Origin of the sequence: Marinobacter sp., assembly GCF_041686475.1 — a bacterium.
GTDB lineage: Bacteria > Pseudomonadota > Gammaproteobacteria > Pseudomonadales > Oleiphilaceae > Marinobacter.
In genome coordinates this window covers 33675-54086 of the sequence record NZ_JAWLDU010000010.1, presented here as the reverse complement: position 1 = coordinate 54086, position 20412 = coordinate 33675, and the positions used below count along the sequence as shown (strand labels likewise).

The window sequence follows — 20412 nt, the reverse complement described above, 5'->3', positions numbered from 1 at the left end:
GGTTATGTGTATTACATCACTCAGCACATTGTTGCAGGGGATCGCGCCGGTGCCGTCGGTATTCGATGTCACTATTCACGGCCTGAAAACCGACAGCCGGGAGGTCAGATCCGGCGATGCGTTTATTGCCCTCGCTGGCGCCCGAACGCCCGCAGACCATTATGTCGAACACGCCATTGGCGCTGGCGCCACTGTTGTGCTGCTGGAAGTGGCGCAGGCCGGTGAATGCCACGAGCACGCGGGCGTGCTGATTGTGCCGGTGACAGATCTACGGGCCCAGCTTGGCAAGATAGCTGACCGGTTTTTCGAGCACCCGTCCCAGCGGCTGCGCCTGATAGGAGTGACTGGCACCAACGGCAAGACCTCGGTGAGTCATTTCCTGGCCACACTTTTGCAGGAAACCGGCACGCCCTGTGGCGTTATAGGCACTCTCGGTTACGGTATGCCCGATGCATTGCAGGAGGGGGGGCATACAACCCCGGATGTTGTCCAGGTAAACCGTGTTCTGTCGAGGATTCTGGCTCAGGGTGGGCGTGCAGCGGCCATGGAAGTGTCGTCCCATGCTCTTGATCAGGGGCGAATTGACAACCTGACCATGACCGGCGCGGTGTTTACCAACCTGACCAGGGATCATCTCGATTACCACGGCTCCATGGAGGCCTATGGTGCTGCCAAGGCGCGTCTTTTCGAACGTGAAGAACTGCATTTCGCGGTGGTCAATTTCGACGATCCGTTCGGCCGGCAGCTTTATGAGCAGCTAGAAGGAAAATGTGACCGTGTCCGTTACAGCCTGCACGAAGCGCAGACTGAACTCTGGCTGACGGAATTCTCGCCATCCATAGACGGGTTCACGGCAAGTGTTGATGGGCTTTGGGGGCACTTCGACATTTCCGCACCGGTATTGGGCAGTTTCAACGTCAGCAATATTCTCGCTGCGATGGCCGCGGTTCTCAGCCTGGGTGTGCCGGTTGAACGGGTTCAACGTGCCGTTGAGAAACTGTCGCCTCCACCCGGGCGCCTTGAGCCGTTCGCAGGTAGTAACGGTGTTCGTGTTGTCGTGGATTATGCCCACACGCCGGATGCCCTGAACAGTGCGCTGGCGGCGCTGCGCCCCCACATCAGAGGTCGCCTGCTCTGCGTGTTCGGCTGCGGTGGTGATCGTGATTCCGGGAAACGCCCTGAGATGGCGCGGGAAGCCGAGAGTGCGGCCGACGTGGTAATCGTGACCGATGACAATCCCCGCAGTGAGGAGCCTGCCCGCATTGCTGCCGACATCATGGCCGGTTTCAACCATCCGGAGCAGGTGACAATTATTCATGACCGCGCCGAAGCCATCCGTCAGGCAATTCACTCGGCCGCGGCGGGCGATATCGTGCTGATTGCCGGTAAAGGGCACGAGGCCTGGCAGGAGACGGCCGGCCAGCGTCTTCCATTCAGCGATGCCGAACAGGTTCGACACGCACTGTCACTGAACGGGGGTGTCGCATGATGCAGACGGTCCCGTTGGCTGATGCAATGAGCTGGGTTGGCGGCACGTCAGCCGGAGCCGACCTGGCAGGCCTAGTATTCCACGGCGTCTCCACTGACACGCGCAACATTGCCAGAGGCGACCTGTTTGTGGCGCTGAGAGGCGATAACTTTGACGGACACGATTACCTGTCTGTTGCCGAACAGGCGGGAGCGGTGGCCGCGGTCGTGGACACAGCGGATACTGCGCTGGCAATTCCGCAAATTCTGGTATCAGACACCATAGACGCACTGGCAAAACTTGCCGCAGGCAATCGGAACAACAGCCCGGCGCGATTTGTGGCCATCACCGGCAGCAGTGGCAAAACCACGGTGCGTGAAATGGTTGCCGCCATCCTTTCGGGTGTCGGCAATACCCTCGCCACCGAGGGAAATCTCAATAATCACATCGGTGTCCCCCTGACTCTGTTCCGGCTTGCCCCGGAGCATGAGTACGGAGTGATAGAGCTTGGTGCCAGCGGGCTGAACGAAATTGCCCATACCGTGAGTATCGTGCGCCCGGACGTGTCGATCCTGACCAATGCGGGGCAGGCTCACCTGGAGGGTTTTGGCAGCTACGACAACATCGTGCGCGCCAAGGGTGAAATCATCGATGGTGTTGTGGAATCCGGCCTGGTGGTACTCAACCGGGACGATCCGGCCTTTGATCAGTGGCAGTTGAGAGCAGGCGCGCGTCGGGTCATGGCTGTCAGCAGACAGACCGAAGGCGGTGGAGATTACTTCGCGGAGAGCGTCCGCGATGATGGCAATTCGCTGGTTTTCCGTGCTTGTGGCCCGGAAGGCTGGGCTTGTGATGTCAGCCTGCCATTGCACGGGGAGCACAATGTTACTAACGCATTGCTGGCAATTGCGGCTGCACGTGATCTGGGTGCCAGTGATGGAGCAGTGCAACAGGGGCTTGCTGCAATGCAGGCGGTCAAGGGGCGGCTGCAGATTCTTGAGCTGTCGCCCTCACTAACGGTTATTGATGACAGCTATAACGCCAACCCTTCGTCGATCAAAGCGGCACTCGGAGTGCTGGCGTCGCGGCCGGCCAGCCGTGTTGCTGTCTTGGGCGCAATGGCAGAGCTGGGGGCAGACAGCCTCGCGCTGCATCGGGAAGTGGGTGAGTTTGCCCGGCACCATGGCATCGAGCGCCTGCTGGTCGTGGGTGATGGCTGTGAAGGATACGTTGAAGGGTTCGGGGATACCGCTGAGGTATGTGCGACCCATGGCGATGCGGTGCGTCGTCTGTTTGAGGGGCCTGCCGATTCACAGACGGTTCTGGTCAAGGGTTCTCGCAGTTCCGCCATGGATCGCGTGGTGGAGGGAATAAAAGAAAAGGTGGGTAACGCATGCTGCTCTGGCTGACAGAGGCTCTTTCACAATATTTTTCCGCGCTGACAGTCTTCCAGTACCTGACGGTCCGGGGGATTTTCGGCGTGCTGACGGCTTTGCTGATTTCCCTGCTCATCGGCCCGTTCATGATCCGCAAGCTGAGCCAGTACCAGATCGGTCAGGCGGTTCGTGACGACGGCCCACAGACCCACCTGAGCAAAGCAGGTACCCCGACCATGGGTGGCGCGTTGATTCTCGTTGCAGTAGGGGTCAGCTCACTGCTTTGGGCTGACCTCAGCAACCGGTATGTCTGGGTCGCGATTCTGGTCACCCTGTTTTTCGGGGCCATTGGCTGGGTGGATGACTATCGCAAGGTGGTGGAGCGCAATCCCCGCGGACTGCCAGCCCGCTGGAAGTATTTCTGGCAGTCGGTGATCGGTGCCACGGCTGCAATTGCGCTGTTCATGAGCTCCTCACTGCCCCAGGAAACGTCGCTCTACGTGCCGTTCCTGAAGAATGTGTCGCTGACGCTGGGGCCGGTACTGTTCATTCTGCTGAGTTACTTCGTGATTGTGGGCAGCAGTAACGCGGTCAACCTCACTGACGGCCTTGACGGCCTGGCGATCATGCCCACCGTCATGGTGGCCGCGGCCCTGGGCATCTTTGCTTATGTATCCGGCCATGCGCAGTTTGCCGACTATCTGCTGATCCCCCACCTGCCGGGCACCGGCGAGCTGATTGTTTTCTGCGGGGCGCTGGTTGGAGCGGGGCTTGGGTTCCTGTGGTTCAACACCTATCCCGCTCAGGTATTCATGGGCGATGTGGGTGCCCTGGCCCTGGGCGCGGCCCTGGGCGTTGTGGCTGTCATTGTCAGGCAGGAGATCGTGCTTTTCATCATGGGCGGTGTGTTCGTGATGGAGACCATTTCCGTGATCCTGCAGGTGGCGTCTTTCCGGCTCACCGGTCGGCGGATATTCCGCATGGCGCCGCTACACCATCATTTTGAACTGAAAGGCTGGCCCGAGCCGCGGGTTATCGTGCGCTTCTGGGTCGTCACCGTTGTACTTGTACTGGTTGGCCTCGCCAGCCTGAAACTGAGATAGGGAAGCAGAGCACCATGGGTGTCATCGTTTCAGATCGTCGCACACTGGTTGTAGGGCTCGGTAAAACCGGGCTCTCCTGCGTGCGCTATCTGTGCGAAAAAGGCCGTGATGTTGCAGTGGCCGACAGCCGTTTGACGCCGCCCGGTCTGGGAGAGCTCGAGTCCGGCTGGCCAGAGCTGCCTGTCTACCTGGGTGATTTTGATCCTGAGGTATTTGCCGGTTTCAACGAGCTGGTGGTCAGCCCGGGAATCAGTGTCGCCGAGCCCGCTATCCGTCACGCGGCGGAAAAAGGCGCCGCTATCCGTGGCGATATCGACCTGTTTGCCGAAGCGGCGGATGCGCCGGTTGTTGCCATTACCGGCTCTAACGGTAAAACCACGGTGACCACACTGGTGGGAGAAATGGCGAAGGCGGCCGGCCGCCAGGTGGAAGTAGGCGGCAACATTGGCACCCCGGCTCTGGATCTTCTTGGCCGAGGTGCTGACCTCTACGTGCTTGAACTGTCCAGTTTCCAGCTGGAGACAACCCGTGAGCTCAATGCGCTGGCTGCGACCGTTCTGAACGTCAGCGACGATCATATGGATCGCTACCCCACCAAGATGGAATATTTCCAGGCCAAGCAGCGGATATTCAATGGCTGCAGGAATGCTGTGGTGAACCTTGATGACGCGTTGAGCACGCCCATGGCGCGGGACAATCTCCGGTTTCTGTGTTTCGGTTTTAATCGGATCAATCCGGAGACTTTCAGCACCCGTGACGATGATGAGGGAACCTGGATAACCTTCGGTTTCGATAACCTGCTATTGGCCGACGAGCTGGGTCTGATGGGCCGCCACAACATCAGTAACGTGATGGCCGCCCTGGCACTGGGGCACGCGGCGGGTCTGCCAATGGAGGTGATGCTGGAGACGGCGAAACAGTTCAGGGGGCTGCCGCATCGCTGTGAGTTCATCCGGCGGGTTGGTGATGTGGACTACATCAATGACTCCAAGGGAACCAATGTGGGTGCCACTGTCGCCGCTATCCAAAGCCTGGCGCCCGTCAACGGGAAAGTTGTTCTTGTTGCCGGTGGTGAAGGCAAGGGTGCGGATTTCTCACTGCTGGCGGAACCGGTCGCGGCCCATTGCAGGGCAGCGGTGCTGATTGGCACCGATGCAGGGCTGATTGCCTCTGCTCTTGGCCCCCGGGTTGACATTGTTAATGCCTCCACTATGGAAGATGCAGTCCGCAAGGCGGCGAGTCTGGCAGAACCGGGGGACAGGGTGTTGTTGTCACCGGCCTGCGCCAGCTTCGACATGTTCCGTGATTACAACGATCGCGGAGACAGTTTCCGTAAACAGGTGGAGGGGCTGTGATGCACGCTGATCTGTCTCTGCCTGGCCAACAGGGCCTGTTCCGCGACCTGCGGCCGCTGCCGTTGCTGATCATCAGTTCCGCCGCGTTGCTGGTGATGGGCATTGTGATGATTTCTTCCGCGTCCATGGACATGGCAGCGGAGACGATGGGCAACAGCTACCACTACGTGATCCGGCAACTGATGTTTGCCGGCATTGGCTGTGTGTTTGCCCTGATTGCCGTCAATGTGCCGATTTCCTGGTGGGAGCGCAGCGGCTGGTTGCTGCTGGGCATCGGGTTGTTGTCCCTGTTGCTGGTGTTGACGCCGCTGGGGCGCACCGTTAATGGCTCCACCCGCTGGATTTCATTCGGTCTGTTCAATGTGCAGGTGTCCGAGATTGCAAAACTTTGCCTGATTGCCTATCTGGCAGGTTATGTGGTGCGTCGGCGGGAAGAGTTGCTGAATACCTGGGCAGGCTTCCTGAAGCCGCTGGGTGTTCTCGGTATCGCCTCTGTACTGCTGGTTATCGAGCCCGATTTCGGGGCCACGGTGGTGCTGGTCGCCGCCGCAGCCGGCATGATTTTCCTGAGCGGGGTTCGTCTCAGCCGCTTTATGCCGCTGATCGGCGTGCTGATCGTAATGGGCGCTGTGCTGGTGTTTACCCAGCCTTACCGCCTGAAGCGTGTTGTCAGTTATCTCGACCCCTGGAAAGACCAGTTTGATACCGGCTACCAGCTTACCCAGTCACTGATTGCCTTTGGCCGTGGCGACTGGGCAGGCACCGGTCTCGGTAACTCGGTGCAGAAGCTGTTCTACCTGCCCGAAGCCCATACCGACTTCATCTTCGCCATTATTGCCGAAGAGTTCGGGTTGCTGGGCTCGCTCATTGTACTGGGGCTTTTCACCGTTCTGGTGGTGACAGGATTCGTGATAGCCCGAAGAGCCGAAAAAGCCGGGATGCCGTTTGCTGCGTGCTTCTCCTATGGCATCACGCTGCTCATTGGTCTGCAGGCGAGCATTAACATGTCCGTCAGCACCGGTCTGCTGCCCACCAAGGGCCTGACTTTGCCCCTGGTAAGCTATGGCGGTTCAAGCCTGATGATCACCGCCATCTGTATCGGGGTGTTGGCACGGGTGGAAATGGAACGTCTTGACCGTGAAAAAGTGGCCGGCGAGAAGTCCCGTAAACCGGCAGCCAGGGGAGGTGCGGCCTATGACTGACAAAAAGCGCTTCCTGATGATGGCCGGTGGTACCGGTGGCCATGTGTTTCCGGCACTGGCAACAGCGAGGAATCTCCAGGAAAAGGGCCACCAGGTTTTCTGGCTTGGCTCCAGGGGCGGCATGGAAGAGCGCCTGATTGGGGAAACCGACATATCACTGTCTTTGATTCAGGTATCCGGTTTGCGGGGCAAAGGTCGGCTCGCGTTGGTAATGGCGCCGTTCCGGTTGATGCGGGCATTGGCGCAGGCGTTTTCGGTTGTCCGTGGTATCCGCCCCCACTGCGTTATCGGGATGGGTGGATTTGTGACCGGGCCCGGAGGTATTGCAGCTTGGCTGACCAAAGCGCCACTGGTGATCCATGAACAGAACGCAATTGCCGGCATGACCAACCGGATCCTGGTGCGTTTTGCCACTACCGTGCTGGAGGCCTTCCCGGGCAGTTTCGGTGCCGACGTGGTAACCCGCTGTACCGGCAACCCGGTGAGGCAGGATCTGGCGTCTCTGGCGGAGCCCGAGCAGCGGATGTCAGGACGTGCTGGCGCACTCAGGTTGCTGGTGGTGGGAGGCAGCCTTGGTGCCCAGGTTTTCAACAGCACCCTGCCGGCGGCATTGGCCAAAATGCCTGAAGACGAGCGCCCGACGGTACGGCACCAGTGCGGTGAAAAGAATGTAGAGGCGGCGGGGGAGGCCTACAGCGAGCATGGTGTGGAAGCGTCGGTAGAGCCCTTTATCAAGGATATGGCCGAGGCTTACGGCTGGGCAGATGTAGTGCTGTGCCGGGCCGGTGCCCTGACCGTATCCGAGCTGTGCGCCGCCGGTATCGGCGCGATTCTGGTGCCGTTTCCCCATGCCGTGGACGACCATCAGACCAGAAACGCACAGCAAATGGTCAATGCAAAAGGTGCCGTCCTGATCCCACAGCCAAAGCTGTCGGCGGAGCTGCTGGCGGAAACACTTACGGATCTGGGTAAGGATCGCAACCGGATTATCGATATGGCGAAGGCGGCAAAGACGCTGGCCCGCCCTGATGCAACGGAGAGAGTCGTGAATTACTGTCTGGAGGCCGCTAATGGCTGAGCCCACTAATCCCCCGCTGGTCTATCAGGTGCCCGAGATGCGCCGTATCCGCAATATTCACTTTGTGGGGATTGGCGGCGCCGGCATGAGCGGTATTGCCGAAGTACTGAAGAACCAGGGCTACGATGTTTCCGGATCGGACATCCGCAGGGGCGCAGTGACTGACCGGCTGACTGCCATGGGCATCGAGGTGTTTATTGGCCATCTCGAGGAGAACAGTGCCAAGGCAGATGTAGTGGTGGTTTCTTCGGCCGTGACCGGAGACAACCCGGAAGTTGCCTCTGCCCGCAGCCGGCGCGTACCGATTGTACCCCGAGCTGAAATGCTGGCGGAGATCATGCGCTATCGCCACGGAATTGCCGTCGCCGGTACCCATGGTAAAACCACAACCACCAGCCTGATTGCCTCAGTGCTGGCGGAGGCCGGGTTGGACCCGACTTTCGTGATCGGTGGCAAGCTCAACAGTGCCGGTACCAACGCGCAGCTGGGCGGGTCCCGCTATCTGGTGGCGGAAGCCGATGAAAGCGATGCATCGTTCCTGCACCTGACCCCGGTTATTTCCGTTGTCACCAATATTGAAGCCGACCATATGGACACCTATGGCGGCGACGTGGGGCGCCTGAAGCAGACCTTTGTGGACTTCCTCCACAACCTGCCGTTTTACGGCATCGCAGTGATGTGCGTGGATGACGCCTATGTGCAGGAGATTATCCCAAGGATTTCCCGCGCCATTATTACCTACGGCATCGATAATCCGGAGGCCGATTACCGCGCCGAGAATATCCAGTCTGACGGACTCAGAACCCGCTTTGTCGTTCGTCGTCCCGGCGGGCGTAGTGACTTGGATGTCGAGCTGAAAATGCCGGGTCGCCATAACGTCCTGAATGCGCTGGCTGCCATTGCGGTGGCCACGGATGAAGGTGTGGAAGATGCAGCCATCTGCAGGGGGCTGGCAGGCTTTGCCGGTGTTGGTCGCCGGTTCCAGGTCTATGGTGACTACAAGACTCGCAAAGGCACGATCACGCTGATTGACGATTACGGCCATCACCCCACGGAAGTCGAAGCGGTTATTCGCGCGGCCCACGACGCATGGCCAGATCGCCGCCTGGTGATGCTGTACCAGCCCCATCGCTACACGCGGACACGGGATCTCTACGAGGATTTCGTGCGCGTGTTGTCGGAGGTGGATGGCCTGCTGCTGATGGAAGTTTACTCCGCTGGCGAAACCGCCATTAACGGTGCTGATGGTCGTGCACTTTGTCGCAGTATTCGTCAGCGCGGCAGTGTTGAACCGGTCTTCGTGGAAGACAACAACGAGATTGAAACACTGCTTGCCAACATCCTGCGTGACGGTGACCTGCTGATCACCCAGGGCGCGGGGGATATTGGTGGTGTCGCCAGCCGACTGGCGGCGGCAGGAGTGATTGCTGATGAGTGAGGTGAACCGGATGGACACGCAGGGTTATCAGGCCGATCCGGAAACCCTGAAGGCGCTCGGGCGAGTCGCTGTCTTTATGGGCGGAGATTCCGCCGAGCGCGAGGTTTCCCTGAAGAGCGGACATGCAGTTCTGTCGGCCCTGCTTTCTGCCGGTGTTGATGCCTATCCGTTGGATGTACAGGGCTGCCTGCTCAAAACCGTTGAGGATCCGCAGTTTGACCGGGTATTCATTGCGCTGCATGGCCGCGGAGGAGAAGACGGCACCATCCAGGCGATTCTCTCCCAGGCGGGTATTCCCTACACCGGCAGTGAACTTCTGGCCTCCGCGCTGGCCATGGACAAACTGCGGACCAAGTATGTCTTCGAGGGCTGCGGACTGCCGACCCCACGGTTCCGTGCCATGGCTTCGGTGGATGAAGCAGACAGCATTCTGCAGGCCTTAACGCTGCCACTGAGTGTGAAGCCTTCGAGAGAGGGTTCCAGCATTGGTATCCGTAAGGTGGCGAACCGGCAGGAACTGGTTGAAGCCTATGGTCAGGCCGCGGTTCTGGACCCACTGGTCCTGGTGGAGGAGTGGGTCGAAGGGCCGGAGTTCACGGTCAGCCTGTTGCAGAACCAGGCACTGCCGGCCATCGGGCTGAGTACGGATCACGTGTTCTATGACTACGACGCCAAGTACCTGGCAGACGATACCCGCTACCAGATTCCCTGCGGGCTTGACCCGGACAGTGAACTGAAACTTCAGCATCTGGCGCTGGAGGCGTTCCGGGTGCTGGGCTGCCGCACCTGGGGGCGCGTGGACATCATGCAGGATCGCAAGGGCGATTTCTGGCTGCTGGAAGTGAATACGGTACCGGGTATGACGGACCACAGCCTGGTGCCCATGTCTGCGAAAGCGGCGGGTATCAGTTTCGAAGAACTGGTCGTGCGGATTCTTACCGACACGCTGGAGGCTGGTGATGCTTGAACGGCTGCTGATCCGGAGTCGGGCGGTACCGTCCGATCCGCCCAGGCGCAGGGGAGCAACTTCCCTGGGGCCGGAGCGGGACCGGTTTGGTTTGCTGAAGGCGGTGCTGGCTGCGGCGCCGTGGGGCCAGGTGGTGATGGGTGCGGCCATTGTTCTGCTGGCTGCCATGGTGCCCTGGGGAACCAGCCAGGTTCTCAGTGCCATGGACCGACAGGTGATGGGCATTGATGTGACCGGCACTCTGGTAGGCGAGAACCGCACGTCGCTGGAGCGAAGTGCCGGCAAATGGATCGGGCGGAGTTTTTTCGCCACGGATCTTTCTGAAATCAAGGACAGCCTTGAACAACGTCCATGGGTCGAGTCTGCTGCGGTCAAACGGGTCTGGCCGGACCGGTTGCAGGTAGAGGTTCGCGAGAAGAAGCCGTTGGCCTACTGGAACAGCGACCAGTTGGTGAGCCGCAATGGCGAGCTGTTTTCGCCGGGCAATCCCGAAGTCGCCGGCAAACTGCCGCGGCTCGCCGGCCCGGACGAGCGGGTAAACGAGGTGATCACCATGGCACGTGACATGGCAGACACGCTATCGGGTCACGACCTGGGATTTGCGGGGCTGAGCCTGGAGCAGCGGGGAGCCTGGACGCTGACCCTCGCCAACGGCATCGAAGTGGTGCTCGGCAGGGATCAGGTGGAACAACGGTTTGAACGGTTTATTACGGTTTATCAGGAACGGCTGGCGTCACGTTCGGACGAAGTCAGCCGGGTGGATGCCCGCTACAGCAATGGAGTGGCGGTTCAGTGGAAGCCGGTAGAAACGGCATCCCGGTCAAAATCATAGCAACGCACAATTCAGACCTACGGTTTGGTGGAATACATGTCATCGGTTGAAACGGAAAACATGATTGTCGGCCTCGATATCGGAACCTCGAAAGTGGTTGCGATTGTCGGCAAGCGCAAAATGGACGGGACCATTGAGGTGGTGGGAATTGGTTCCAACCCGTCCCGCGGGCTCAAGCGTGGCGTGGTGGTCAATATCGAAACCACGGTCCAGGCGATACAGCGGGCCGTGGAAGAGGCGGAGCTGATGGCAGGCTGCCGGATTCACTCGGTTTATGCGGGTATTGCCGGCAGCCACATCAAGAGCCTGAACTCCCATGGCATTGTCGCCATCCGCGACCGGGAGGTAACCCAGGCGGATATCGACCGCGTCATAGACGCGGCCCAGGCGGTGGCCATTCCGGCGGACCAGAAAATCCTTCACATCCTGCCCCAGGAGTTCGTGATTGACAGCCAGGAAGGCATCAAGGAACCCATGGGTATGTCCGGGGTTCGCCTGGAGGCCAAGGTACACCTGGTGACCTGTGCGGTGAACGCCGCCCAGAACATTGAAAAGTGCGTGAAACGCTGCGGCCTGGAAGTGGATGACATCATTCTGGAGCAACTCGCCTCCAGCCACGCCATCCTCACCGAGGATGAAAAGGAGCTGGGTGTCTGTGTTGTGGATATCGGTGGTGGCACCACGGACATCGCGGTGTTTACCGGTGGTGCCATTCGTCATACGGCGGTAATTCCCATTGCCGGCGACCAGGTCACCAACGACATTGCCATGGCTTTGCGCACGCCGACGCAGAATGCCGAGGAAATCAAGATCAAGTACGCCTGCGCCCTGACACAGCTGGCCGGTGCGGACGAAACCATCAAGGTGCCCAGTGTGGGTGATCGGGCGCCGCGGGATCTGTCCCGCCAGGCCCTGGCCGAGGTGGTGGAGCCACGCTACGAAGAGCTGTTCACCCTGGTGCAGTCAGAACTTCGCCGTTCGGGATTTGAAGACCTGATCCCGGCCGGCATCGTGATTACCGGCGGTTCCTCCACCATGGAAGGTGTGGTGGAACTGGCGGAGGAAATCTTCCATATGCCGGTAAGGCTGGCCTGTCCGCAGGCGGTCTCCGGCATGACGGAAGTGGTCAACAACCCGATCTACGCCACCGGCGTGGGTTTGTTGATTCATGGCTTCCGCCAGATGGATCTGGGGCGGGCGCCGGCGCTTAAGGGTGAGGATGCACCCACGCTGTTTGAGCGCATGAAAGCCTGGTTTACCGGTCATTTCTGACGGTAGCCAGTAGAAGACGTACACGAAGGTATCTCGAAAATCATAATCTCGAAAAATCAGTCTGGAAAAGGCTGATAAACAGCACGAAGGAGTAGGGGAATGTTTGAACTCGTCGATAATGTCCAGCAGAACGCTGTCATTAAAGTAGTGGGAGTTGGCGGTGGTGGCGGCAACGCCGTTCGCCACATGCTCAACAGTGATATTGAAGGTGTGGAGTTCATCTGCGCCAATACCGATGCCCAGGCCCTGACGGACCTGGATGCGCGTCAGATTATCCAGCTTGGTGGCAACATCACCAAGGGCCTGGGTGCTGGCGCCAACCCGGAAGTGGGGCGCCAGTCAGCCCTGGAAGACCGGGACCGCATTGCCGAAGCGCTGAAAGGTGCCGACATGGTCTTCATTACCGCGGGCATGGGTGGTGGAACCGGTACCGGTGCTGCGCCCGTGGTTGCTGAAGTTGCCCGGGAACTGGGCATCCTGACCGTGGCGGTGGTTACCAAGCCGTTCATGTTCGAGGGTGGCAAGCGCATGAGTGTTGCCGATGTCGGCCTCAAGGAACTGGAAGAGACCGTTGACTCGCTGATCACCATCCCCAACGAGAAGTTGCTGGCGGTGATGGGCAAGAAAACCAGCCTGCTGGATGCGTTTGCCTCGGCCAACGACGTTCTGCTGGGCGCGGTTCAGGGTATTGCGGACCTGATTACCCGCAACGGAATGATCAATGTGGACTTTGCCGACGTAAAGACCGTGATGTCGGAGATGGGCAATGCCATGATGGGTACCGCGCGCGCTACCGGCGAGAACCGGGCCCGTGAGGCCGCAGAAGCCGCAGTACGCAGCCCGCTTCTGGAAGATATCAACCTGCAGGGCGCCAAGGGTATCCTGGTCAACATCACCGCGGGTATGGATCTCAACCTTGGCGAATTCTCCGAGGTTGGCGATATTGTTCGCGAATTCGCATCGGATTCCGCCACTGTTGTGGTGGGTACGGTGATCGATCCGGATATGACCGACGAACTCAAGGTGACGGTGGTTGCAACCGGCCTGGGTGGGGATCGTGATAAGCCCACCAAGGTAGTGGACAACACCCGAAGCCTTGACGGAACAACGGATTACAACCAGCTTGATCGTCCCGCAGTTCTGCGTCGCAGGGCAGTAGCCCATGGCAACGTGGCGATTGATCAGAGCAAGGACAGCGAAGAGCAGGGTGTCGACTATCTCGATATTCCCGCATTCCTTCGTCGTCAGGCTGACTGATAATCTGTTGCAAATGCGTTCAAAAGTGGAACCATTTTCGCTGATTGACGTGTGCTGACTATCTGTCCCCGGCCCCGCGCCGGTAAACCAGTCGGGAAGTTACCAACCGACACGATTGGTTAAATGGTATTCAGTTTTACTTTCTGGTATTCTCCGGGCAGATTTTTGCCCAGACTATATCGCACTTATGTGACGGAAATATGTACCGATGATCAGACAACGGACACTCAAAAACACCATCCGTGCCACCGGTGTTGGGCTTCACTCAGGTGAAAAGGTTTACCTGACCCTGAAGCCGGCACCCGTGGACTCGGGAATCGTATTCCGCCGTACCGATCTCGACCCTGTGGTCGAAATCCGGGCCTGTGCGGAAAACGTGGGTGAGACCATGCTTTCCACGACACTGCTGAAAGACGGTGTCCGGGTTGCAACAGTAGAGCATTTGTTGTCAGCCATGGCTGGTCTCGGGATCGATAACTGCTTCGTCGAACTCAGCGCAGCGGAAGTGCCCATCATGGACGGCTCAGCCGGACCTTTTGTGTTTCTTCTGCAGTCTGCCGGCATTGCCGAGCAGGACGCGGCCAAGCGATTTATCCGCATCAAGCGCGAAGTGACGGTTGAAGAAGGTGACAAGAAAGCGACCCTGCTGCCTTTCGAAGGCTTCAAGGTGAGCTTCGGCATTGACTTTGACCACCCAGTATTCAAGGGGCGCGCCCAGACCGCCACCGTTGATTTCTCCAGCACGTCTTTCGTAAAGGAAGTCAGTCGCGCACGGACTTTCGGGTTCATGCGTGATATCGAAAAGCTGCGGGCGATGAACCTGGCGCTGGGCGGGAGTGTGGATAACGCGATTGTCGTTGACGATTACAAGATCCTCAACGAAGACGGTCTGCGTTACGACGATGAATTCGTCAAGCACAAGTTGCTGGATGCCATCGGTGATCTCTACCAGTTGGGTAACAGCCTGATTGGCGAGTTCCGTGGTATCAAATCCGGCCATGACCTGAATAACAAGCTGCTGCGCAAGCTCAGGGCAGAAGAGGATGCATGGGAAGTGGTGACCTTCGACGATGAGGCCGCTGCCCCGATTTCCTACATGAAACCTGTGCTGGCGGCGGGCTGAGGCAGGACGCCTTAGTCCCGGACGTGGCTTGCGAGTTTTTCGAGAACCTCGCGTAACTGTTTGTCCTTCGTGTGCCCGGCTTCCTCTCTGAGGAGCCGGGCATTTTCGTTACTCAGGGGTGTCATCTTCACTTTGGGTCGTTCGCTGAACCTGGGTGGGGCCACCTTGACCTTGAGCTTCCAGACAAAGCGGAACAGCTCCTGTTTGCGCAGCTCTTCCATGATTTCATGCTGGCGAAAACGTATCTGGCTGGCGGTAGTCGCAGCAGAGGCGGAGAGTATCAGCTCGCCTTCCTTGCAACTGACAAAACGTGTGCCTTTCGCCAGGCTCTCCGGCAGCGCCGCAACCACCAGTTTTTCCGCCTGGGCGTGATGCTGGGCCTTTGCCATCAGCTCACGCAGGGTTGAAGCTCTGGAAAAGCTGTCTGGTGTCAATTCGAGGTCGGTTTTCTTTTTCATGGCAATCAGTAGTTCTCGACGACAACGGTAACGATTGGTTACACTTCGGCACGGTTAATAGGCAGAGCCTGTATTACACTCGTTTTACATTGTCTGACGCGTGTATGTCCACGGGTGACTGCTATTTTATCAAATGTAGTCGTTGCAATGGATGGCACGTGCGTTTTCAGGCGCGGTCTATGCTGCCCAGGATTGAGTAGTCGGAGAGGAGCTCCGCAATCTGGCAAAGGATGCCTCGGCAGGCCCAGTCAGATCACTCGGGATGCAACACTACAGGATCAGGTTGCGTCCCCATGAAACCAGAAGACGATATGAATATTATCCTAGTTGGCAAGCGCCATGGGCAATCCCGTGCGGTTTCGATAAACGCTCCGGTCGCAGTCGGCCTGGTGTTTATCGTAACCGCGCTACTGGCATTGGCAGGCTGGTCTGGTTATCAGGTGGCTTTAGGTCAGGTTGAGCCGGCCGAATCCGAAGAGTCAGAGTTGATGGCAGAATGGCGTTCAAAACTCCATCAACAGAAAGACGAACTCGCGCAACTGGAGCAGAATGTCCAGCAGCAGGTGGATGCCCTAACACTTCGCCTGGGTGAAATGCAGGGGCGCCTGCTGCGCCTGGACGCGCTCGGCCAAAGGTTCGTGGAATCCGGCCTGGTGGCCAGTGACGAATTCGATTTTGATCAGCCGGCGGCAGTAGGTGGTCCCGAGGACAGTCTGGACGGTGATTCCTACACGGCCCCCGAGCTTACCGGTATGATAGACAAGCTGGCCAAGCGTATTGAAGACCGTGAACAGCAGCTTCGCATGCTGGATATGGTGACCTCCCGCCAGAAGCTCGAAAAAGAACGTTATGTGCAGGGCCGCCCAATCACCTGGGGCTGGCTATCGTCCAAGTATGGCTACCGCTCGGACCCTTTCACCGGAAAGCGTACCTGGCATGCCGGTGTCGACCTTGCAGGCAAAGAGGGTAGCGATATCATCTCCGTTGCCGGCGGCGTAGTGACCTATGCCGATGAGCGCTATGGTTACGGCAACCTGGTGGAGGTTGACCACGGCGACGGTCTGGTTACCCGTTACGCACATGCCAAGACGATCGAGGTCAACGTGGGAGATGTTGTCCAGAAGGGTGAGGTTCTGGCTCTGATGGGCAGTACAGGGCGCTCTACCGGCCCGCACGTGCATTTCGAGGTGATTCGTAACGGCAAGAGCGAAAACCCGGAAACCTATATCAAGCGAGCCAGCCGCTAAGCGGTCTGTCAGGCGTCCCAGGCGGCGCCTGACTCCTTCCTGTTACCCCGGCCCGACCTTTTTTTCAATCTTTTCAGCGTTGTGACAGGCTTCTATAAGCCCTGACTTTTGTACTGCTGCGAAATAAGGTTAGAATGCCGGCTTCCTCCGTTTAATCAAAGAAGCAGTGGTCTATGTTCACAAAGCTTGCAACCAAGATGTTCGGCAGTAAGAACGCCAGAGAAATCAAGCGAATGCGCAAAACTGTCTCGCGCATTAACGAACTTGAAGAGCAGTATGGCAATTTGTCGGACACCGAGTTGCAGGGCAAGACCGCGGAATTCCGCCGCCGCTACGACGAAGGCGAGACCCTCGATGCATTACTTCCGGAAGCCTTTGCCACCACCAGGGAGGCAAGCCGGAGAGTCATGGGCATGCGTCATTACGACGTACAGATGATCGGCGGTATCACGCTGCACGAAGGCCGGATTTCCGAAATGAAAACCGGTGAGGGTAAAACCCTTGTGGCCACTCTGGCCGTCTATCTCAATGCCCTGACCGGAAAAGGCGTTCACCTGGTTACGGTAAACGACTACCTGGCCCGCCGGGACGCAGAATGGATGGGCAAACTCTACCGTTTCCTTGGCCTGCAGGTGGGCGTTGTTGTCGCCGGCCAGCCTCAGGAAGAGAAGCGCGCGGCCTATCAGGCTGATATTACCTACGGCACCAACAACGAATTCGGCTTCGATTACCTCCGGGACAACATGGCGTTCAGTACCGAAGACAAGGTACAGCGCACTCTGCACTTTGCCATCGTGGACGAAGTGGACTCCATCCTGATCGATGAGGCCCGCACACCGCTGATTATTTCCGGTGCGGCTGAAGACAGCTCGAAACTCTACCAGGCCATCAATGAACTTGTGCCCAGGCTGGAACAGGGCGAAGTGAGTGAAGAAGAGGGGGAGCCCAGTGGCGACTTCACTATCGATGAAAAATCGCGTCAGGTGGAACTCACGGAAGGTGGTCATGAGAGAGTGGAAGAGCTTTTGCTGGAGCGGGGCCTTTTGAAAGAGGGCGAGAGCCTGTATTCCGCTGCCAACCTCAGCCTGCTGCACCATATCCATTCGGCCCTCAGGGCCCATCATCTGTTCCAGAAAGACGTCGACTATATCGTCCAGGGAGACCAGGTGGTTATCGTGGACGAGCATACCGGCCGCACCATGCCCGGCCGCCGCTGGAGTGAGGGTTTGCACCAGGCGATTGAGGCCAAGGAAGGGGTCCGTATCCAGGCAGAGAGCCAGACCCTGGCTTCCACCACTTTCCAGAACTACTTCCGCCTTTACGACAAGCTGGCCGGCATGACCGGCACCGCCGACACCGAAGCCTTCGAATTCCGCCAGATCTACGGCCTGGATGTTGTGGTTATCCCGCCCAACAAGCCAATCCAGCGGATCGACTACAACGACCTGATCTACCTGACCCAGGAAGAAAAATTCCACGCCATTATTGACGAGATCAAGGACGTTACCGCCGAGGGCAGGCCGATTCTGGTGGGTACTGCCTCCATCGAGGCGTCCGAACTGCTGTCCATGCTGCTCAAGAAGGCGCGGATAGACCACAAGATCCTCAACGCCAAGCAGCACGAAAGCGAAGCCCAGATCATCGCCCAGGCTGGTCGCCCTGGTGCCGTCACCATCGCCACCAACATGGCCGGCCGTGGTACCGATATCGTCCTGGGTGGTAACTGGGAGTTCGAGGTGGCGGGTATGGACAACCCCACCGAAGAGGAAGTTGCCCGTATCAAGGCAGAGTGGACTGAGCGCCACAATCAGGTGCTGGAAGCCGGCGGCCTCCATATCATCGGTACCGAGCGTCACGAATCCCGTCGTATTGACAACCAGCTTCGCGGCCGTGCCGGCCGTCAGGGTGACCCTGGCTCGTCGCGTTTCTTCCTGTCCCTGGAAGATAACCTGATGCGGATCTTTGCCCCGGACCGGGTGAAGAGCCTGATGCAGGCCATGGGCATGAAGAAAGGCGAGGCCATAGAGCATCGCATGGTCACCAATGCGATCGAGAAGTCCCAGCGCAAGGTGGAAGGCCGCAACTTTGATATGCGGAAAACCCTGCTGGAATACGATGACGTTGCCAATGATCAGCGTACGGTAATCTACGACCAGCGTAACGAGGTGATGTCCTCGGAAGACATTTCTGACATGGTCAAGACCATCCGCGAGGATGTAGTCGACTCGCTGATCAGCGAATTCATACCACCGCAGAGCATGCCCGAGCAGTGGGACGTGCCTGGCCTTGAGAACCAGCTGCAGTCGGAGTTGGCCATCAACCTCCCGATCCAGAAGTGGCTGGACGAAGACAGTAAACTGTTCGAGGAAAATCTCCGTCAACGAATCCTGGACGAGGTTGTTGCAGCCTACGACGCCAAGGAAGAGATTGCCGGTTCCGAACCGATGCGCAAGTTCGAGAAGCAGGTGTTCCTGCAGGTGCTCGATACCCTGTGGAAGGAACACCTCTCGAACATGGATCATTTGCGCCGCGGTATCCACCTGCGCGGTTATGCCCAGAAGAATCCGAAGCAGGAATACAAGCGCGAGGCGTTCAATCTCTTCGAGACTATGCTTGAAACCATGAAGCGCGATGTCGTGCGGGTACTTTCCCACGTTCGCGTGCAGAGCCGTGAAGAGATGGAAGAGGTGGAGCGTCGCCGCAAGGAAGAGCTGGAGAGAGAGCTCGCCCAGGCCCGTCTGCGCCATGACGAGACCAGCATCACCGGCCAGAAGCAGGATGACAATTCCGCTGCTGCCGGCGCACAGTCCCAGAGTACTCCGGAAACCTTTGTGCGGCAGGACAGAAAAGTGGGCCGCAATGAGCCCTGTCCTTGCGGGTCCGGCAAGAAATACAAGCAGTGTTGCGGAAAGGTCAGCTGATTCCCGATACTGGCCAGTAGAATACCGACCCGCACCCTGGTTCACTCAGGCTGCGGGTTTTTCGTTTGGTAGCGATTGATGAAAGGAGATTGAAGATGGCAGTTGGTCCAGGAGCCTTGCCGACATTTTTCCCGGTTGCCGGCGTCAAGCTGGGTATCGGTAGCGCAGGTATCAAGAAACCGGGCAAAAAGGACCTTGTGGTTATTGAGCTGGCCCGGGGCAGCCGTGTGGCCGGTATCTTTACCCGCAACCAGTTCTGCGCGGCGCCTGTACATATCGCCCGACGCCATCTTGCCAGCGACGCCCCCCGATACCTGTTGATCAATACCGGCAATGCCAATGCGGGTACCGGGGAGCGGGGCATTCAGGATGCACAGGCCTGCTGCCAGGCGCTGGCTGACAATGCCGGGGTAGCTGTTGACGCGGTGCTGCCCTTTTCAACGGGCGTGATCGGTGAGCCCCTGCCGGTGTCCAGGATTGTGGAGGCATTGCCACAGGCTCTGGCAGATGTATCGGAGTCACACTGGGCCGAGGCGGCCTCCGGAATCATGACTACGGATACCCGGCCAAAAGGCGCTAGCCGCCAGATTGAACTGGAAGGCCATAGGGTATCCATCTCGGGAATCAGCAAGGGCGCAGGGATGATTCGCCCCAACATGGCCACCATGCTCGGGTTTATCGCCACCGACGCAAAGATTGCTCCGGATCTGCTGTCCGCCCTGACGTCGGAACTGGGAGAGAAGTCTTTCAACCGCATTACCATTGATAGCGACACTTCCACCAACGATGCCTGCATGCTGATTGCCAGCGGTCAATACGATGGCCCGGAAATCACTTTCGACAGCCCCTGTCTTCCGGAACTCAGGGCGGCGCTGCAGGACGTGTTCCTGGAACTGGCTCACGCCATTGTCCGCGACGGCGAGGGCGCCACCAAGTTTGTCACCATCGAAGTCAGCCGGGCCGGGTCGGTCCAGGAGGCTCTGGACGTTGCCTACACTGTGGCCCACTCACCCCTGGTCAAGACCGCTCTGTTTGCGTCTGACCCCAACTGGGGGCGGATCCTGGCGGCTGTAGGCCGTGCCGGCGTTGAGGGGCTGGATCTTGAGGCACTGGAAATATGGCTGGGGGATGTCTGCCTGGTACGCAATGGTGGCCGGGCAGAGGATTACAGTGAGTCCCGGGGGCAGGCGGTGATGGACGCAGAGGAAATTACCATTCACATCGACCTGAAGCGTGGTGATGTCATGGAGCGGGTCTGGACCTGCGACTTTTCCCACGACTATGTCACCATCAATGCCGAGTATCGTACCTGACT

Annotated in this window: 16 protein-coding genes; 15 read left to right on the top strand and 1 reads right to left on the bottom strand. The window is 58.6% G+C overall.

Features of this window, described 5'->3' with window-relative positions; translation table 11 throughout:
- Nucleotides 1-4 precede the first annotated feature (4 nt).
- The 12 genes from ACESMB_RS04190 (at nt 5) to lpxC (ending at nt 14471) form a co-directional block, all read left to right on the top strand.
- The gene (locus ACESMB_RS04190; protein ID WP_372970975.1) at nt 5-1489 is read left to right on the top strand and encodes a UDP-N-acetylmuramoyl-L-alanyl-D-glutamate--2,6-diaminopimelate ligase; all 1485 of its coding nucleotides are present in this window, start codon (nt 5-7) and stop codon (nt 1487-1489) included.
- A complete protein-coding gene (locus ACESMB_RS04185) occupies nt 1486-2877 on the top strand; it encodes a UDP-N-acetylmuramoyl-tripeptide--D-alanyl-D-alanine ligase (protein ID WP_372925938.1) in 1392 nt (463 codons plus the stop codon). The genes ACESMB_RS04190 and ACESMB_RS04185 overlap by 4 nt, the downstream gene beginning before the upstream one ends.
- Nucleotides 2862-3947: a phospho-N-acetylmuramoyl-pentapeptide-transferase gene (gene mraY / locus ACESMB_RS04180; protein ID WP_372925939.1), complete on the top strand. Its 1086-nt coding sequence runs from the start codon at nt 2862-2864 to the stop codon at nt 3945-3947. Before ACESMB_RS04185 ends, mraY begins: the two co-directional genes overlap by 16 nt.
- 14 nt (nt 3948-3961) lie before the next feature.
- Nucleotides 3962-5302, top strand: a complete 1341-nt coding sequence (gene murD / locus ACESMB_RS04175) for a UDP-N-acetylmuramoyl-L-alanine--D-glutamate ligase (RefSeq protein ID WP_372970974.1) — start codon at nt 3962-3964, stop codon at nt 5300-5302.
- On the top strand, nt 5302-6504 hold the full coding sequence (ftsW, locus tag ACESMB_RS04170) for a putative lipid II flippase FtsW (RefSeq protein ID WP_372925941.1): 1203 nt from the start codon (nt 5302-5304) through the stop codon (nt 6502-6504). Before murD ends, ftsW begins: the two co-directional genes overlap by 1 nt.
- Nucleotides 6497-7582 carry an undecaprenyldiphospho-muramoylpentapeptide beta-N-acetylglucosaminyltransferase gene (gene murG / locus ACESMB_RS04165; protein ID WP_372925942.1) on the top strand — a complete coding sequence of 362 codons (1086 nt, stop codon included), beginning with the start codon at nt 6497-6499 and terminating at the stop codon, nt 7580-7582. Before ftsW ends, murG begins: the two co-directional genes overlap by 8 nt.
- A complete protein-coding gene (gene murC, locus ACESMB_RS04160) occupies nt 7575-9020 on the top strand; it encodes a UDP-N-acetylmuramate--L-alanine ligase (protein ID WP_372925943.1) in 1446 nt (481 codons plus the stop codon). Before murG ends, murC begins: the two co-directional genes overlap by 8 nt.
- On the top strand, nt 9013-9987 hold the full coding sequence (locus ACESMB_RS04155) for a D-alanine--D-alanine ligase (protein ID WP_372925944.1): 975 nt from the start codon (nt 9013-9015) through the stop codon (nt 9985-9987). Before murC ends, ACESMB_RS04155 begins: the two co-directional genes overlap by 8 nt.
- A complete protein-coding gene (locus tag ACESMB_RS04150; protein ID WP_372925945.1) occupies nt 9980-10819 on the top strand; it encodes a cell division protein FtsQ/DivIB in 840 nt (279 codons plus the stop codon). The genes ACESMB_RS04155 and ACESMB_RS04150 overlap by 8 nt, the downstream gene beginning before the upstream one ends.
- A gap of 36 nt (nt 10820-10855) precedes the next feature.
- Nucleotides 10856-12091 carry a cell division protein FtsA gene (gene ftsA / locus ACESMB_RS04145; protein ID WP_348296778.1) on the top strand — a complete coding sequence of 412 codons (1236 nt, stop codon included), beginning with the start codon at nt 10856-10858 and terminating at the stop codon, nt 12089-12091.
- Between the two features lie 99 nt (nt 12092-12190).
- Complete coding sequence (ftsZ, locus tag ACESMB_RS04140; RefSeq protein WP_372925946.1) at nt 12191-13348, top strand: cell division protein FtsZ; 1158 nt, start codon at nt 12191-12193, stop codon at nt 13346-13348.
- 208 nt (nt 13349-13556) lie between these two features.
- A complete protein-coding gene (gene lpxC / locus ACESMB_RS04135; RefSeq protein WP_007154571.1) occupies nt 13557-14471 on the top strand; it encodes a UDP-3-O-acyl-N-acetylglucosamine deacetylase in 915 nt (304 codons plus the stop codon).
- 11 nt (nt 14472-14482) lie between these two features.
- Here the strand turns inward: lpxC and ACESMB_RS04130 are convergent, their stop codons facing one another.
- Entirely contained in the window at nt 14483-14929 is a 447-nt protein-coding gene (locus ACESMB_RS04130) for a DciA family protein (RefSeq protein ID WP_372925947.1), read from the bottom strand.
- 293 nt (nt 14930-15222) lie between these two features.
- Here ACESMB_RS04130 and ACESMB_RS04125 point away from each other — a divergent pair, with 293 nt between their 5' ends.
- From ACESMB_RS04125 to argJ, 3 genes are all read left to right on the top strand, one after another.
- On the top strand, nt 15223-16176 hold the full coding sequence (locus ACESMB_RS04125) for a M23 family metallopeptidase (protein WP_372925948.1): 954 nt from the start codon (nt 15223-15225) through the stop codon (nt 16174-16176).
- A gap of 173 nt (nt 16177-16349) precedes the next feature.
- Nucleotides 16350-19097, top strand: a complete 2748-nt coding sequence (secA, locus tag ACESMB_RS04120; protein WP_372925949.1) for a preprotein translocase subunit SecA — start codon at nt 16350-16352, stop codon at nt 19095-19097.
- Nucleotides 19098-19192: 95 nt separating this feature from the next.
- The gene (gene argJ, locus ACESMB_RS04115; protein WP_372925950.1) at nt 19193-20410 is read left to right on the top strand and encodes a bifunctional glutamate N-acetyltransferase/amino-acid acetyltransferase ArgJ; all 1218 of its coding nucleotides are present in this window, start codon (nt 19193-19195) and stop codon (nt 20408-20410) included.
- Nucleotides 20411-20412: the final 2 nt, after the last annotated feature.

Bases quoted from the DNA above. Each gene is read 5' to 3' on its own strand.
- ACESMB_RS04190 (WP_372970975.1), top strand. From the start codon at position 5: ATGTGTATTACATCACTCAGCACATTGTTGCAGGGGATCGCGCCGGTG.
- ACESMB_RS04185 (WP_372925938.1), top strand. From the start codon at position 1,486: ATGATGCAGACGGTCCCGTTGGCTGATGCAATGAGCTGGGTTGGCGGC.
- mraY (WP_372925939.1), top strand. From the start codon at position 2,862: ATGCTGCTCTGGCTGACAGAGGCTCTTTCACAATATTTTTCCGCGCTG.
- murD (WP_372970974.1), top strand. From the start codon at position 3,962: ATGGGTGTCATCGTTTCAGATCGTCGCACACTGGTTGTAGGGCTCGGT.
- ftsW (WP_372925941.1), top strand. From the start codon at position 5,302: ATGCACGCTGATCTGTCTCTGCCTGGCCAACAGGGCCTGTTCCGCGAC.
- murG (WP_372925942.1), top strand. From the start codon at position 6,497: ATGACTGACAAAAAGCGCTTCCTGATGATGGCCGGTGGTACCGGTGGC.
- murC (WP_372925943.1), top strand. From the start codon at position 7,575: ATGGCTGAGCCCACTAATCCCCCGCTGGTCTATCAGGTGCCCGAGATG.
- ACESMB_RS04155 (WP_372925944.1), top strand. From the start codon at position 9,013: ATGAGTGAGGTGAACCGGATGGACACGCAGGGTTATCAGGCCGATCCG.
- ACESMB_RS04150 (WP_372925945.1), top strand. From the start codon at position 9,980: ATGCTTGAACGGCTGCTGATCCGGAGTCGGGCGGTACCGTCCGATCCG.
- ftsA (WP_348296778.1), top strand. From the start codon at position 10,856: ATGTCATCGGTTGAAACGGAAAACATGATTGTCGGCCTCGATATCGGA.
- ftsZ (WP_372925946.1), top strand. From the start codon at position 12,191: ATGTTTGAACTCGTCGATAATGTCCAGCAGAACGCTGTCATTAAAGTA.
- lpxC (WP_007154571.1), top strand. From the start codon at position 13,557: ATGATCAGACAACGGACACTCAAAAACACCATCCGTGCCACCGGTGTT.
- ACESMB_RS04130 (WP_372925947.1), bottom strand. From the start codon at position 14,929: ATGAAAAAGAAAACCGACCTCGAATTGACACCAGACAGCTTTTCCAGA.
- ACESMB_RS04125 (WP_372925948.1), top strand. From the start codon at position 15,223: ATGAAACCAGAAGACGATATGAATATTATCCTAGTTGGCAAGCGCCAT.
- secA (WP_372925949.1), top strand. From the start codon at position 16,350: ATGTTCACAAAGCTTGCAACCAAGATGTTCGGCAGTAAGAACGCCAGA.
- argJ (WP_372925950.1), top strand. From the start codon at position 19,193: ATGGCAGTTGGTCCAGGAGCCTTGCCGACATTTTTCCCGGTTGCCGGC.